The 14,620-nt window shown below is 65.7% G+C and carries 13 protein-coding genes and 1 CRISPR repeat array (1 of these 14 only partly in view); of the genes, 10 read left to right on the top strand and 3 right to left on the bottom strand.

All coding sequences use genetic code 11. From position 1 onward, the window contains the following. A CRISPR array of direct repeats spans positions 1–774; the repeat unit is 28 nt; unit sequence GGAAGATCCCCGCGTGTGCGGGGACGAC; it reaches 3,355 nt to the left of the window's first position. A gap of 147 nt (positions 775–921) precedes the next feature. The 8 genes from CGZ91_RS11055 (at position 922) to cas2e (ending at position 9,727) form a co-directional block, all read left to right on the top strand. Continuing rightward, complete coding sequence (locus tag CGZ91_RS11055; RefSeq protein ID WP_094455155.1) at positions 922–3,645, top strand: CRISPR-associated helicase/endonuclease Cas3; 2,724 nt, start codon at positions 922–924, stop codon at positions 3,643–3,645. Positions 3,646–3,750: 105 nt separating this feature from the next. After that, on the top strand, positions 3,751–5,325 hold the full coding sequence (gene casA, locus CGZ91_RS11050) for a type I-E CRISPR-associated protein Cse1/CasA (protein ID WP_094455153.1): 1,575 nt from the start codon (positions 3,751–3,753) through the stop codon (positions 5,323–5,325). Further along, positions 5,322–5,858 (top strand): type I-E CRISPR-associated protein Cse2/CasB, encoded by a 537-nt coding sequence (casB, locus tag CGZ91_RS11045; RefSeq protein ID WP_229116586.1) that lies wholly within the window; start codon positions 5,322–5,324, stop codon positions 5,856–5,858. Before casA ends, casB begins: the two co-directional genes overlap by 4 nt. Positions 5,859–5,862: 4 nt before the next feature. Continuing rightward, on the top strand, positions 5,863–6,951 hold the full coding sequence (gene cas7e, locus CGZ91_RS11040; protein ID WP_094455151.1) for a type I-E CRISPR-associated protein Cas7/Cse4/CasC: 1,089 nt from the start codon (positions 5,863–5,865) through the stop codon (positions 6,949–6,951). Further along, positions 6,951–7,736, top strand: coding sequence for a type I-E CRISPR-associated protein Cas5/CasD (cas5e, locus tag CGZ91_RS11035; protein ID WP_094455149.1), 786 nt, complete (start codon positions 6,951–6,953; stop codon positions 7,734–7,736). Before cas7e ends, cas5e begins: the two co-directional genes overlap by 1 nt. Beyond that, on the top strand, positions 7,733–8,470 hold the full coding sequence (gene cas6e, locus CGZ91_RS11030; protein WP_179229331.1) for a type I-E CRISPR-associated protein Cas6/Cse3/CasE: 738 nt from the start codon (positions 7,733–7,735) through the stop codon (positions 8,468–8,470). Before cas5e ends, cas6e begins: the two co-directional genes overlap by 4 nt. After that, entirely contained in the window at positions 8,379–9,422 is a 1,044-nt protein-coding gene (cas1e, locus tag CGZ91_RS11025; RefSeq protein ID WP_324252663.1) for a type I-E CRISPR-associated endonuclease Cas1e, read from the top strand. Before cas6e ends, cas1e begins: the two co-directional genes overlap by 92 nt. Further along, positions 9,422–9,727 carry a type I-E CRISPR-associated endoribonuclease Cas2e gene (gene cas2e / locus CGZ91_RS11020; protein ID WP_094455143.1) on the top strand — a complete coding sequence of 102 codons (306 nt, stop codon included), beginning with the start codon at positions 9,422–9,424 and terminating at the stop codon, positions 9,725–9,727. Before cas1e ends, cas2e begins: the two co-directional genes overlap by 1 nt. A 22-nt stretch (positions 9,728–9,749) precedes the next feature. Here the strand turns inward: cas2e and CGZ91_RS11015 are convergent, their stop codons facing one another. From CGZ91_RS11015 to CGZ91_RS11005, 3 genes are all read right to left on the bottom strand, one after another. Beyond that, the gene (locus CGZ91_RS11015) at positions 9,750–11,255 is read right to left on the bottom strand and encodes a gluconokinase (RefSeq protein WP_094455141.1); all 1,506 of its coding nucleotides are present in this window, start codon (positions 11,253–11,255) and stop codon (positions 9,750–9,752) included. A gap of 128 nt (positions 11,256–11,383) precedes the next feature. Further along, positions 11,384–11,995 carry a hypothetical protein gene (locus CGZ91_RS11010; protein ID WP_144276877.1) on the bottom strand — a complete coding sequence of 204 codons (612 nt, stop codon included), beginning with the start codon at positions 11,993–11,995 and terminating at the stop codon, positions 11,384–11,386. Between the two features lie 200 nt (positions 11,996–12,195). After that, on the bottom strand, positions 12,196–12,852 hold the full coding sequence (locus tag CGZ91_RS11005) for a hypothetical protein (RefSeq protein WP_144276876.1): 657 nt from the start codon (positions 12,850–12,852) through the stop codon (positions 12,196–12,198). A 417-nt stretch (positions 12,853–13,269) separates the two neighbouring features. On the opposite strand from CGZ91_RS11005, the gene CGZ91_RS11000 reads away from it, so the two are divergent. Next, positions 13,270–13,458: a GrpB family protein gene (locus tag CGZ91_RS11000; protein WP_094455135.1), complete on the top strand. Its 189-nt coding sequence runs from the start codon at positions 13,270–13,272 to the stop codon at positions 13,456–13,458. A 327-nt stretch (positions 13,459–13,785) separates the two neighbouring features. Then, positions 13,786–14,619: an endonuclease/exonuclease/phosphatase family protein gene (locus CGZ91_RS10995; protein ID WP_094455133.1), complete on the top strand. Its 834-nt coding sequence runs from the start codon at positions 13,786–13,788 to the stop codon at positions 14,617–14,619. The last annotated feature ends 1 nt before the right edge of the window (position 14,620 follow it).

Genomic DNA, 14,620 nt, shown 5'->3' with positions numbered 1-14,620 from the left:
AGGGAAGATCCCCGCGTGTGCGGGGACGACCTTGTCTGTGCGGCGGCGGCGGCCACGGTGCGGGGAAGATCCCCGCGTGTGCGGGGACGACAGCACCAAGGCGACCTCGCGGTGGCGGCTGGAGGGAAGATCCCCGCGTGTGCGGGGACGACCATGGCATGGATCTCAACTGACGCGGTGTCAAGGGAAGATCCCCGCGTGTGCGGGGACGACTCGGGCCAGTCGGACGCGATGCGGCGCTCCAACGGAAGATCCCCGCGTGTGCGGGGACGACCTGCCGGACTCCCACGCCCGGACCGTGCGGGGAGGAAGATCCCCGCGTGTGCGGGGACGACGTCAACCAGCCCCACGGCCCTGGCCGGTCCCTGCGCCGGTTGCAGGGAAGATCCCCGCGTGTGCGGGGACGACGACCATTTGGCAGCTCATCCGCTGTGGATTCCGGGAAGATCCCCGCGTGTGCGGGGACGACGCCCTTTGTTTTGATCCCAGGTCGAGCCGCCCCGGAAGATCCCCGCGTGTGCGGGGACGACACCCACGTCGCCGGGTTCCGCAAGTGGACCGAGGGAAGATCCCCGCGTGTGCGGGGACGACCGGCCGCGGCGGCGGAGGTGCCGCCACAGCGAGGGAAGATCCCCGCGTGTGCGGGGACGACGCCTCATCAACACCCCCGACGGACGGCTCATCAGGAAGATCCCCGCGTGTGCGGGGACGACCCAGACCCTCAACCTGACGCTACCCGCTGCGACGGAAGATCCCCGCGTGTGCGGGGACGACACTTGGCGAAACGGATTTCTTCTGGAATCCGCAGCTCCTTCATGAGCAGTCTTTCGCACCAAGCGTCAGCAATGCAAGCACTACCCCACCACTCTGAGCCGCACCGCCGGCCCGAAACTTGTCAGTGACTGTTGCTTCAATGCGGCCATGGACATTGAACGGGCAGCGTCAGCCCTGTGGGCCAAGTCCGACGCGGGCGGGAAACCCCACTCGCTCGTCGGGCACCTCCTCGACACCGCGGCCGTGGCCGAGTTGATCTGGACGGACTACCTGGCCCCCGCTGCGCGCGAGCACCTCGCGGCGGCGGCCGGCAACGGCGACGGGAAACAGCTCCTGGTGACACTGAGCGCACTTCACGACATCGGCAAGGCCACCCCGGCCTTTCAAGTCAAGGCACGGGACATCGGTCGTGACGATCTGGTGTCCGGCATCGAGTCCGCCGGGCTGTCCGTGCCGCCTTCAAACCTCAAGATCTTTCAAGATTGGCACCATGGCCGAGCCGGCGCCGTGGCCTTGAGAGAGATCGTCCCAGCGGCCCAATGGAAGTCATGGTCTTGGGCCGCCCCGCTGATCGAAGGTCACCATGGTCGGTACGGCGGGCCAGCCGGCCGACCGTCACTTGGGCACGGCGACCCGCAATGGGCTGCGGTTCGCCACCACCTGGCCGCCAAGGTGCTGGGGCAGCTCGGAGTTGACCTAACTAGTTGGTCCCCCAGTCGGCCGTCCCGAGGAGTTCAGACCGCATTCGGTGGCCTGATCGTCATGGCGGACTGGATTGCTTCGTCTGATCTGTTCCCCGGGCTCGGCCTCGTCGACGTCGACATCTTGACAGCACGGCAACGGGCCCGATCGGCGTGGGACCGGCTCGGCCTCGACGCCGGCTGGACGACACAGTCGCTGTTGACCTCCATTGACGAGTTCCCCGCACACTTCGGGTTCCACCCCCGGCCGCTCCAGGCGCTCGCTGTGGGCGCGGGCATGGGCGGATCGGGCCTCACCATCATCGAGGCGCCGATGGGAGAGGGAAAAACTGAGGCTGCGTTGGCCCTCACGGAGATGCTGGCCGCAAGCAGCGGAGCCAAGGGGGTCTTCTTCGCGATGCCCACTCAGGGCACGACGGATGCAATGTATGACCGAGTCCGTTCCTGGATGGAGACGGTCGATCCGACAGTTCCTGTGTCGCTGCTCCACGGCAAGGCGATGCTCAACGAGGCTTGGGTCAACCTCACTGAGGGCGTGGGAGTTGGCGAAGTTCACGATCTTGACGAGTACGGACTTCCGGCCGATGACTGGGGAGACGGTCAACGTTCGGCCGCCATGCCCTCAGCGTGGCTCGCCGGCCGACACCGGGGCCTCCTGGCAAGCGCCGGCGTTGCGACCATTGACCAAGTGCTGTGGGCAGCCACCCGCACCAAGTTTGTTGCACTTCGCCACGCTGGGCTGATGGGAAGGGTCCTCGTGATTGACGAGGTGCACGCGTTCGATGCCTACATGGGCGTGTTCCTTCACGAACTGCTCCGGTGGTGCGCCCGGATGAAAACGCCGGTGGTCCTCATGTCCGCAACTCTTCCAGAGAGCATCCGGACTGCCCTCGTCAACGCCTGGCGTGAAGGCGCGGGGCTGCCGCCCTCCGACGCCACTGTCGCCGCCTATCCGAGCATCCTGAGCGTCGCAGACAACGGCGAGCAGCAGCTCCGCAGCTGTGACCCGTACCGCCCAGACCTTGCGGTCGAGGTAGCTGCAGTCCCTGGCACCGGCGAGGATTCCGAGGGCAGAATCGCGTCGGAGGTCCGGGATCAGGTGAACGACGGCGGTGTGGCACTCGCAATCCTCAACACGGTGCGTCGCGCACAAGAGGTGTACCGGGAGCTGCGGCGACTCAACGTTCCCGCGATGCTCATCCATGGCCGGCTCACGGCTGCGGAACGGGCCGACCGCACTGCCCGGGCCGTTCGAGACCTGGGACCGGACGGCGACCGTCCTGGCACGCTGGTGATCGTCGCCACACAGATCGCCGAGCAGAGTTTCGATGTGGACGCCGATGTCCTGTTCACCGACCTTGCGCCGATGGATCTTCTGCTCCAGCGGATCGGGCGGTTGCATCGCCACGATCGGCCCGCCTCAGACAGGCCGAGTCGCCTCCAGCAGCCCAGGGTCCACGTCACTGGCCTCGACTGGGCAAACGGCGTTCCTCACTGGCCAGGCTCGTTTGCCGACAGTCCCGAGGCTGAGCCCCGGGACCCGCTCATCCGGCGTACCGTTTATCGGCCGGGCGGGCTCCTTCGTAGCGCAGACGCCCTTCGGGCCCCCGCCCTGTGGCACATCCCGTCCGAAGTCCCGCAGCTCGTTGCAGCCGCGTACTCAGATGCGCCCTCCGGAAGCCCGGCCTGGCAGGCGCTCCTTGCCGCTGCAGCCCGACATGAAACCGCTGAGCGGGAGTATCGCCGAAGTGTGGCCGCGACCTTTCGCCTCGACGGTGATCCGAAGACCACGAGGGTTGATCTGGTGAACCTGCATGCCCGGTCGTCATCCGCAACCCCCGATGATCGCCCCGTGGTTCGAGATGGCGAAGACAGCCTTGAGGTCATCTTGATCAAGCGAGTCGGCGACCGGTTGCAATCGTTGACAGGGACGCCCTTGGGCCACGCCGGCGAACGGGCGGCCGACAGAGACGTGGCTCGCCGGGTCCTGGCCGACTCCGTACGCCTGCGATGGCGGAAGGAGATGGCCGGCGCCAGTCCGTTGCCTCAGTGGGAGGGACTGCCGTTCCTGACAGGAAGCATCGTGACCGTTCTGGATGAGAACAATCTGGGCCACATCGGTGCCATGCCAGTGAGGTATGACGACGATCTGGGACTGGAGATTCTGTGAAAGGCCGGTGGGAAAACGTGCGTCCGGACGGATCTAGCGGCACTCGATCCCACATGACTAGAGTCCGCTCATGGCAAGCAATCCACATGTTGAAGGGGTGAAGTAGTGTCGCACTCCTTCCTGCTGACCGAGGAGTCCTGGCTTCCTGTCATGTCTACGGACGGCAAGGAACTCCGATCCCTCCGCACGGCCCTGCGCGATGCCGGGGATCTCGTCGGTCTCGCAACTGACGAGCCTCTGGCGATCCTTCCGATGGTGCGGTTGCTGTCGGCTGTCGTGATCGCCAGCCATGACATCACCAGTGCTGATGACATCGCTTCCCTGTGGGAGACCGGGAAGTTCACCGAGGGACTCATTGACGAGTATCTCGACGCTTGGCAGGGGTCATTCGACCTGTTCGGAGACCGCCCGTTCTACCAGGTCCCGGGGATCGAGCCGCTGAGCGGTGGCCCGCGGAACGCGAGGTCGATCCGGCTGGACGTTGCCTCTGGAAACAACGTCCCGTTGTTCAGCGCCGAGTTTGATGCCAGCACCACGCCGCTCAGCTTTGCTGAGGCCGCACTGGCACTGATCATCAATCACGGCTACGACACCGCATCGATCAAGACGGGCATGAAGAACGACCCGATCGCCAAGAGTGGGAAGACCACCGGCAACCCAACTGGGCCGCTCGGGCAGCTCGGCGGAATTGTCCCTTGGGGACGGAACCTGTTCGAGACGATCCTGCTGAACATTCCGTTCGGGCCCACCTCGGGGGAGGCTCGACCGGCATGGGAGCGCGAGTGGACGGCGTCGTGGGAAGTGAAGCAGCCTCAGGGCTATCTCGAGCTCGCAACGTGGCAGTCCCGGCGCATTCGGTTCTGGCCCAATGAAGATGGCGATGCCGTGAGCGGCGTCGTGGTGGGCGCTGGTGATCGCTTGTTGTTCGCCCCGCCTGACATGGAACCGCACACCCGGTGGCGGGAAGCCAAGTCCGGTCCCGATCGTCCAATGCGATGGTCCGCGGGCCAGCCAGCGTGGCGTGGTCTGGATTCATTGGTGGCGTTCGAGGGGGAATCCCGCACGAGCCTCCTCCTCCGCCAGATTCGTGAGTACAGCGATGACTGGCTGCCTTGGGACTATCCCCTCAACCTCATCTGTGTCGCAGCGACCTACGGCAACCAATCGGCCATCATTGAGGACGTCCACCTGGACTCACTTCCGCTCCCCGTCGCGGCACTCGCCGTTGACCGGAGCGTGCGTGATGCCCTGAGCGAGGTGGCCCGACGAGCAGAGGAAGTGCGGCGTGCCATCAATGATGTCGCGGGCCAACTCCGCGAGATCCAAGGTGCCGAGCGGATCGCCTGGGATTCGGGTCACCATCCTGGCAACGCTGCCTTGCCGCTCATGACTTCCCCGACCGAGCGACTGCTGACCGGTCTCCAGCGGCAGCCTGAGCGGCTGCATGAGGGGCTGCTGGCGTGGGACAGAGCCGTTGACACCATCGCGCGACAGGTCGTGGGACCGATGCTCGATGCAGCTCCCCCATCCAGTTTTCTCGGCCGCGAGACGGGCAGCAACGGTCGTGTCCTGAGGCTTTCGGACATCGAAGGACGGTTCAACTGGAAGCTGGACCAAGCCCTGGCCAGCCTCCGGCAGGAACGCGCATCAACTCGACAGAAGAAGGAGACGGACGGATGAGCGCCTATCTGTGGGAGATGGTTGACGACAAGGGACAGTTGACGGTCGAAGGAGGGGGTGGTGCACTCGCCGCCCTCAGAAGAAACCACGGAACTGAACCGGGCGACGACTTCACCACCTTGCGCTGGTATCGCCACCTGCGCCCAGATGGGCGCATCTCGAATCAACTTCGCGCAGAGCACGCCTGTCTGATCGCCTTTGGGCGCCACCAGCAAGGCCAGCCCTTCGCAGTCCATCAGTCAGGCAGACCGTTCGGATCCGCCCTTCGCGAGGTCCGTCGGAGCGGAAAGTTCAGTGAGGACGCACTGGACAGTCGGGTGAGCCAGTTCGCCACCGCTGGACAGATGACGGAACTCGCCCACCACCTGACGTCGCTCGTGGAGCTGATGGGAGCGACCAAGCGCCCCATCACTTTCGACTACACCGCGCTGTTCTGGGACCTCGTGAACATCCAGAACGAATTGCGCGCAGGCGCCGTACGCCGCCGCTGGGGTGCGGCGTACTTCCAGACCAACAAGAATGAAGAGGAATGACACCATGGCGAATCTCTACGTGAACCTCCATGTTTTGCAGGATGTCCCGCCGTCGAACCTGAACCGCGACGACAGCGGTTCCCCCAAGTCGGCACGATACGGAGGCGTGGAACGGCTCCGAGTGTCGTCGCAGGCATGGAAGCGAGCCATCCGGCTGGACTTCCTGGCCGACATCGATCGGCAGTCGCTTGGAGTACGCACGCGGCGGGTGAACGAGACCATCCGTGAGGCGCTGAACGAATCTGGTGTGCCCGCGGACGTGGCTGCCAGCCTCACCGTCGAGATCTTGGCGCAGATCGGCATCAAGGCAGGCAAGAAGGATGACGAGACGGCCTACCTGCTCTTCTTCTCGCGGCCCCAGGTAGTGGAGCTTGTCGAGGCGACCCACCGCCGCCCCGATCTCTGGGAGGACCCGAAGGCCCTCGCTGAGGCGATTCGTGTTCGCGAGGCCCTCGGGCATGGCCACTCCCTCGACGTCGCACTGTTCGGACGGATGGTGGCAGACCTCCCCGCGATCAACGTTGACGCCGCCGTGCAAGTCAGCCATGCGCTCGCGACCCACGCCGCTCCAACCCAGTTCGACTACTTCACTGCCGTCGACGACGCACAGGAGTCCGACGAGACTGGCGCAGGCATGATCGGCACCGTCGAGTTCAACTCGGCAACCTTGTACCGCTACGCAGCCCTGAGCGTGCCCGCGCTGATCGACAACATGGGTGAATCGGAACCGGCCGTGGCTGGAGTAGAGCAGTTTGTTCGCTCCTTCGTACGCAGCATGCCCACCGGCAAGCAGAACACCTTCGCCGCACACACCCGACCCGGCCTGGTGCTGATCGAGGTCCGTGACGACCGTCCTGTCAACTACATGTCCGCGTTCGAAGAGCCAGTTCTGGCCGACGGTCGCGGGTATCTGGCGCAGTCAGTCGCTCGCCTGAACGAGTTCGTCGGAACCGAAAGCGACCGCTGGGGTGATCAGCCGTTGCTGCGGATCAACAGCGCGGCTGCCGGCCTCGAGGTTGGAGCACTCGGCTCCACCGGAACGATGGACGAGCTCCTCAAGGCCGTTCGTGCTGCCGTCGACGAGGCGTCCTGATGGCCGTGGCAAGCATCGTGCTGCGGCTCGCCGGGCCCCTTCAGTCATGGGGGACGGTTAGCGAGTTCAATCGGCGAAGTACTGATCAGCAGCCCTCGAAGTCCGGAATCGTTGGCCTTCTTGCTGCCGCGAGCGGGCGCAGGAGAGGCGAAACGATCGCCGATCTGGTCGGCCTCGAGATGGGCGTGCGGGCCGACCAGCCCGGCTCATTGCTTCGGGACTACCACACAGTGTCCGCACTGGACCGAGGCCCGTTGCTGTCATCCAATGCAACCGCGAAAGGCTGGCAGAAGCCGACGACTCCGAAGAAATTCACTCACGTCACCACTCGCTTCTACCTCCAGGACGCAGCTTTCGTTGCCATCGTCCGTGGCGAGTCGCGACTGATTGAGACATTGGCGGACAGCCTGCAGCACCCCGTCTTCCCGCTCTTCCTCGGTCGCCGCAGCTGCCCACCGGCCGATCCGCTGCTGGTGAACGCTGCTGACGGCAGCCTGACATGGGACGGGACCATGCAGGACCTTCTCAAGACAGTGCCGTGGCAGGCCGGGGTGGCCGCGCGCCAGTCCCGTAGGCTCGGCAGCACGGTGAGATTGGCTGCAACGGTGGATGCGGCGGACGGCGATGATCTGGCCGGCGACATTCCTGTCAACTTCGCCCATCGAGACCGTGCATTCAGCACTCGCCGAGTGCAACATCTGTGGGTCGAGATTCCAACCGGGATGGAGCCGGATGCAGACGCGAAGTCCGCAGGCCACGACCCATTCGCTCTGCTGGGGTGGTGACAGTGGCGTATCTGGCAAGTGTCAGGCTGAACCCGCTGCGACGGGGGGCCCAGAATTTGATCTCCAATCGCCAACGTGTGCATGCGGCGGTTGCCGGTGTGGTTCCGCCTGCTCCCAATGGACGCCTGCTGTGGCGGCTCGAGGAACGACGCAACGAGGTGGAGCTGCTGATCCTCTCCCCAACGCGTCCAACCTTGGACCACATCGTCGAGCAAGCAGGGTGGATCGACAACCCCGACGGCGCTCCACGAGTGGCCAGCCTCGATCCCCTCCTGGGCCAGGTGTCGCGCGGCCGGCAGTTCGAGTTCAGGGTCGCCCTGAATCCTGTCGTGTCGACTCGATCGGTTGCCCATCCGACCGGCGGTCAAGCCAAGCGCCTGGAGTCTGGACAAGCCGTTCGGGTTGCCCACCGGACTGCTGCGCACCAACTCGAGTGGTTCCTGGATCGAACGGTCGGCGAAGTACCCCGCTGGGGGTTCACGGTCGGTTCTGATCCCGAGGACGCCCAGGTACAGATTGTCGGTCGAGAACAGGTCCGATTCTCTCGAGGTCGCGGAGCCGGACAAGTGCATCTCAACATCGTGACCTTCCAAGGACGCTTGGAGGTCGTCGACGTCGATGTGTTCAAGCAAGCTCTGCTGAATGGCATCGGCAAGGCCAAGGCGTACGGCTGCGGTCTGCTCACACTCGCACCGCCAAGGACCGTGGATGTGGTGGCACGCGGGCGCAGCTGATCTCCATCGCGTCGAAGATCGGATCAGCACGGTCTACGTGGAGCGATGCCACCTCGACCGTGATGAGAACGCGGTGGTCTTCATCAATCGACAGCAGCGCGTGCGATTGCCGGCCGCAATGATCGGCGCGCTGCTCCTTGGTCCAGGCACCCGGGTCACCCAAGCTGCCATGGTTCTTCTGGGAGACTCTGGCACCAGTGTCTGCTGGGTCGGAGAGCACGGTGTCCGGATGTACTCTGCTGGCTTGGGCCCGGCGCGAAGTGCGCATGTCATTCAGAGACAAGCATTCTTGGTGTCGCGGCGGGAGGATCGGCTGCGAGTGGCCAAGAACATGTATGTGATGCGGTTCCCCGACGACGACGTTGCGGACGCAGATCTTCGTCGTCTGCGCGGCATGGAGGGCGCCCGCGTCAAGAAGCTGTACCGCGAGCACTCCGAACGCACCGGCGTGAAGTGGGTGCGACGAGAGTACAAAGCAGGAGATGCCTACGCCGCCGGCGACGACGTCAACCGCGTCCTCTCGGCCGCAAACAAGGCCCTGTATGGGCTGGTCCACGCCGCCATCGTTGGGGTGGGAGCCAGCCCTGCCCTCGGCTTTGTCCACACCGGATCCGCAGTGTCGTTCGTGCTCGACATCGCCGACCTCTACAAGGCCGAATACACCATTCCACTTGCCTTCGAGCTTGCTGCGGCAGGCAGAACTGAGGAGAGCGACGCCAGATGGGCCCTTCGCGATCGAATCAAGGACGGTCGCCTCATGCCCAGGGTTGTCAAAGACATCTTGTCGCTACTACTCGAGGACAAGGTCGAAAATGAATCAGCCTCGACGGGATTGTGGAGCGAGGACGACACGGTCCTGCCCCAGGGGCACAACTGGGACTTGGACTGGTTCCTGGCCAACCCTGACTACGCGGTGATCGAGGGCCCGAACTTCGACGAGGTTCCGTTCTGATGGTCGTCGTCGTGCTCGTCGCTGCCCCGCCCGGCCTACGGGGACACCTCACGCGGTGGATGGTCGAGATCCACGCAGGAGTGTTCGTTGGATCCCCCTCCCAGCGGGTACGGGACCAATTTTGGCTGACGCTGACTCAGCGAATTGGCGACGGTCACGCCGTTATGGTCGAACCGGTGAGCTCCGAGCAGGGCTGGACGGTTCGGACCGCGGGCCGCGACCGCTGGACGCCCGTCGACTTCGACGGCGTACTCCTCATGGCCCGACCCGACGGAGCAGTCAACGTGACGGCGACGCCAACCTAACCCGCCTCCAGCCCGGTCCGGCTCAGTCCCTGGCGCCGATCCGTTCGGTGATGGTGGCGCGATAGAGGTCTTCGAACCGCTCCAGTCGATCCCGGTAGTAATCGGCCCGTTCCGGTATCGGATGGGTCACCTTTCCGACCGGCACTTCGGCGGCGGGCACGTCGGGCACAAGGGTGGCCAAGGCGTACAGCGCGGTCCCGTGCATGGTGGAGCGCTTGATGTCGACTGGTTCGACGGGGTGCCCGGTCGCGTCGGCGACGAGCTGCAGCAGCCCGGGGATGTTGTTGGAGACCCTCCCCGAGGCGCGCAGCGCGACCGGCTCTCCGGACACCTCGGTCACCTGCTTGGCCAGACGCGCGTAGCACAGGGCGACCCCTTCCAGGCACCCGCGATAGAGGTCCTCGGGGCCCTCGGAGTAGTTCAGGTCGCGCAGCACCATCCGGGCATCACCGGCCCAACCGGTGGCCCGTTCGCCGGTCAGGAACGGCAACACCAACGGGGTGGCCTGCTTCGGTTCGGCCTGCAGGATCGCATCGCGGCGCGCCAGGTCGGGCAGCCGGAACGCATTCTCCATCCAGGTGACCATCCGGCCAACGTCGTTGAGTGCTCCGCCGACCAGGCTGCGGTTGCGGTCGACGCGATAGCACCACAGCCCGGGCGGCAGCTGCGGGGCAACCTCGTCGACGAGCACCCGCATCGCGCCGGACGTCGCGAACGACACCACCGGCGTACTGGGGCCGGTCGCGCCTGACCCCAACCCGGACGCGAACCCGTCCGGGATCACCGGAAACCAGGCCGCGTCGGCCAGTGCCGGCCACCGCTTGGCGACCACCGAGCTGACCGGCCGCACCGGTTGGTCGGGGTCGGCGATGCGCGACAACTGGCGTTCCTCAATGCCGGCGACGGTGAGCATGGTCGGGTCCCATTGCCCCGTACGCCGGTCCAGCAGCCCGCTCCACGCGGCGGTCGCCGTCGCGGCGGCGGTGTCGCCCAGCAGGCGCAGCCACACGTATTCACCCAGGCTCAGCCATCGATCCACCGATTCGAAGACCTCGGGTCGCTCGGCGTGGACCCAGCGCAGCATCGCGGGCAGGTGGGAGGTGTGGAGCCTGGCGCCGGTGCGGTCCTGCACCTCGCGTTCGTCCAGTTCGAAGCGCATCGCCTTGACCTCGCCGGCGGACCGGGAATCGGCGTACGTCATGCATGGGGTGATGGCGTTGCCGGCGCGATCGACGCCGACCAGCGTCGCAGCGAAAGTGTCCATCGCCACCCCGGCGATCCGATCGGCGACATCGGGCACCACCAGCCGATCCAGGATCTCGCTGACCTCGGCGACCACCCGGTCCGGCTCGATGGTGGAGGTCCCGTCCGAGGCGGAGGTGAAGGAGTGTTCAAGCTTGTCGCGCCGCTTGGACAGCGACCGGCCGGTGGCGTCGTACAGGCAGCCACGGGTGCCGCTGGAGCCCACGTCGAGGGCCAGCACGAGGGGGTCCTGGGCCGCTTCCGGTGACACGCTGAACTTCGCCATGGCACAACGGTAGGCCCGTCGGTCAGGTGTGGCGCGGGCGGATCCGTAGATGGTCCTGGCCCGTACGCCGGGTCAGCGGGTCAGCGGGTCAGCGGGTCAGCGGGTCAGCGGGTCAGCGGGTCAGCGGGTCAGCCGATGATGACGGACTCGAGCTCCCCGACTCGGATGGTCTGGCTCGCGGTGACCTCGATCTCGAAGCTGCCGGACTGGCCGGTGTTGGACGACCAGGTGATCAGCCAGGTGGTCGTGGCTGTCAGTTCGTGGTGGCCGGGGTTGAGGTAGCGGAAGCCGCAGTTGGGTGAGGGCGTTCCAGCGGGAACGCCCTTGCGCCACGGGGTCGTGGTGGTGCAGCGGATCGGTGCGACTTCGGGGTCTCCGACGTCGAACACAACCTGCTTGATCTCGGCGTGGGAGTCAACGGTGATCCCGGCCAGGCTGATGCCGTGGTCGAACGCTTCAGGGTCCTCGGTCCACAGCCAGTAGGGATAGCCGACGACGGCCATGTTCCACTCGTTGATCGACGGATCTGGGCCGAGCACTGGCGTCCCGGCGGGGAGCTTCACGGTTTCGCTGAGGTGCAGGTTGATCTGCTCGGTGGTCGGCGGCGCCGGGGCGGCACTTCCACCGCCGCCGCCTCGGTTGCCGATGCAGGTCGCGATGTTGTCGATGACGCCGTCCGCCGCCCCATCGGCAGCACAGGAAGCGCGGTTCTCACGCGGAGCATTCGGATCCACCCTCACCGGAGACCCCGACCGCCCCGGGCCATCTGTACGGTCAGGCTGGACGGGCCGCTCGTTGACAGGGGGACGGCCACCGGGCATGCCTCCCCTGACTCCGTCTGCTCGGAGCCTGTACTCGTCCTCTCCAGGACTTGCACCGCCTCCTTGAGCGAACGCGGCTACCGGAGTCAGCAGGGCAAAGGCAGCAAACAACGTGAGTGCTAGTCGGAGATAGGGCATGCGTTGACCTCCTCGGGCTCGCCGTCGTCAATCTTGAGTCGCCCATCGGTCGGGTCATGCCTAAGCGAGAGCGTCCAGTAGGTCAGCTTCCCGGGATACGACTCACCGTCGTCCTCATATGTGGTCACCGTCCCGCTGCCGTCCATGCACGCGATCAGTGCCACCTCAGAGCCTTGAAACGTCACGCCTCGAGCTGGCGCCGCCACGGTAGTCAGCTCGCCCTTCAACTCGCCTCTTCCATCATGCATGTCACGAAGGAGCAAGCGTTGTCCTTCTAAAAAGGGGCCCGAAGCGCGTTCCTTCATGTAGTCCGAAGGCTCTGGTGAACCGCCAGCCTTCATCTGCCGAACCCACTCATCCCAGAATTCTTGATACACCTGCATCGCTTCGGCCTCGAGTTCGTCCAGGCGTACCTGCTCGGCCCGTTCCTCCTCGCTGCAACTGCGCGCCTCCGGATAACGGGCACCATCAGGCGTACAGGTCGGCTCTGGAGTCGGCACGGACGACGCCGACGTCGGCGCGGACGTCCCACCGCCGGTTGGCGCCGGCGACACCGGCGGGCCACCGGTGTCGGTCTGGCACCCCGCCGTCAGACACACCAGCAGCGCCGCCGTCGGCAACCACTTCATCCAGGCCACGATCAACTCCGATCCAAGGAAGTGCCCTCAGTCTGACCGCCCCCAGGCGAAGAAATCGAGAGCAGTTCTGGAGTTATCCACAGAAATGGCCCATTGTTCACCCAACCGTTATGAACTCACCAGTCCTGCGACCACGTTGGCGATGGCATGGACCAGCGCCCCGGGTAGCGGCCAGAGTCCGGTCCTTCCCCCGCGACTGCACGACCAGATAGATCACCGTCGGCAGACAGAAGAGTACGAACTCGGTCATGTCCGCCACGGTACGAGAGGGAGCCCTCCCCTGAAGCGTCCGCGCCTGACCTGAGCCATGGCCAAATCGTCCGTCGCACACCGCTGCGCAGGACACTTCAGGGCGAGCCGCACGTCTTCCAAGCCCAGCGACCCAGCAGCTCTGGAACACTGACCGGGTGGCATCGGATGAGCGAGTGGTTCTGGCGCCCAGCAAGGCGACTGCGGTTTCGGGACATCCTCATCGCCGACGAGCACCAGCGCGCCACGTATCTGGCTGTGAAGCGGTCAGCCGCGGCGACCACGCACGACTGGGGTGAGTACACCTCAGCCAAGGCGTCGGTCGTTGCCGAGATCCTCGCCTCCGTCGACGCCTGAGCCGGACGGTCCATGGGACGCCGGATCCCGGCGTACGCCACCCGTTTTGGTCAACTCGATCGGCCGAAACGCTCGAATCGGGACCGGAACGCCCATCGAGTTGACCAATACGGGCACGGCAGGACCGGCCCCCAGGCACGGGACCGAAGGGGGCGTGGCAGGACCAGACTCCGGCGCAGGCCAGGCCCCTGAAACGTCCCCGCCAGCCGGCCGCCAGGGACACATCGCCCACGAGCCACGTCAGGCTCGAACGTTTCAGGGACCCCACCCCCACTCACACGACCGTCCATGGCAGGGTGAAACCAACCCCCCCACCCAAGGAGCACCATGTTGCGCAAGATCGCCGTGATCATCGCGGCTGCAGCCCTCGCCCTCACCGCTCTGGCCGCCCCGGCCAACGCCGATCCGCGGCCCCGCGAACGTGAGGTCCGCGTCATGTCCTACAACATCCACCACGCCCAGGGCGTTGACGGCGTGCTGAGCCTGGACCGGATCGCCGCCGAGATCACCCGCGCCGATGCCGACGTCATCGGCCTGCAGGAAGTCGACAACCACTGGGAGCGCAGCGACTTCGCCGACCAGGCCCAGGAGCTCGCCGACCGCCTCGGGATGCATGTCGTCTTCGGCGCCAACCTCGACCTGCCACCTGCCGAGGGCCAGACCCACAACCAGCAGTACGGCACGGCGATCCTGAGCCGCTACCCGATCGTCCGCAGCGAAAACACCCTGCTCACGAGCATCGACTACCCCGAGCGCCCGACTGAGCAGCGCGGCCTGCTGACCGCCACGATCAACATCCGCGGGGTACGCCTCGAGGTCCACAACACCCACTACGACCACCAGCGAGCCGAGCAGCGGGACCTGTCAGTCACCGAGACTCTCGAGATCTTCGAGCGCAACGACCGGCCGGCAGTCCTGCTGGGCGACCTGAACGCCGAGCCCGACTCGGCTGAAATCCAGCGCCTCACCACCGTCCTCGACGACGCCTTTGCGGGTCGCGACGATGCCAACACGCTGCCGTCGGAACTGCCGACCAAGCGGATCGACTACATCCTCGGCCGCGACGTCAGCTTCAGCGACGCCGAGGTCGGCACCACGCTCGCCTCGGACCACCTGCCCGTCGCCGCAACCATCACCTTCTCGGCTCGCCCCGGCGCCTGAG

It is taken from the genome of Parenemella sanctibonifatiensis (genome assembly GCF_002250565.1).
Classification (GTDB): domain Bacteria; phylum Actinomycetota; class Actinomycetes; order Propionibacteriales; family Propionibacteriaceae; genus Parenemella; species Parenemella sanctibonifatiensis.
Note: the sequence above shows the minus strand (reverse complement) of the source record. Positions and strands in the feature narration are given on the sequence as shown.

Bases quoted from the DNA above. Each gene is read 5' to 3' on its own strand.
- casB (WP_229116586.1), top strand. From the start codon at position 5,322: ATGAGCGCCTATCTGTGGGAGATGGTTGACGACAAGGGACAGTTGACG.
- cas5e (WP_094455149.1), top strand. From the start codon at position 6,951: ATGGCCGTGGCAAGCATCGTGCTGCGGCTCGCCGGGCCCCTTCAGTCA.
- CGZ91_RS11055 (WP_094455155.1), top strand. From the start codon at position 922: ATGGACATTGAACGGGCAGCGTCAGCCCTGTGGGCCAAGTCCGACGCG.
- cas7e (WP_094455151.1), top strand. From the start codon at position 5,863: ATGGCGAATCTCTACGTGAACCTCCATGTTTTGCAGGATGTCCCGCCG.
- CGZ91_RS11000 (WP_094455135.1), top strand. From the start codon at position 13,270: ATGAGCGAGTGGTTCTGGCGCCCAGCAAGGCGACTGCGGTTTCGGGAC.
- CGZ91_RS10995 (WP_094455133.1), top strand. From the start codon at position 13,786: ATGTTGCGCAAGATCGCCGTGATCATCGCGGCTGCAGCCCTCGCCCTC.
- CGZ91_RS11015 (WP_094455141.1), bottom strand. From the start codon at position 11,255: ATGGCGAAGTTCAGCGTGTCACCGGAAGCGGCCCAGGACCCCCTCGTG.
- cas1e (WP_324252663.1), top strand. From the start codon at position 8,379: ATGGCATCGGCAAGGCCAAGGCGTACGGCTGCGGTCTGCTCACACTCG.
- cas2e (WP_094455143.1), top strand. From the start codon at position 9,422: ATGGTCGTCGTCGTGCTCGTCGCTGCCCCGCCCGGCCTACGGGGACAC.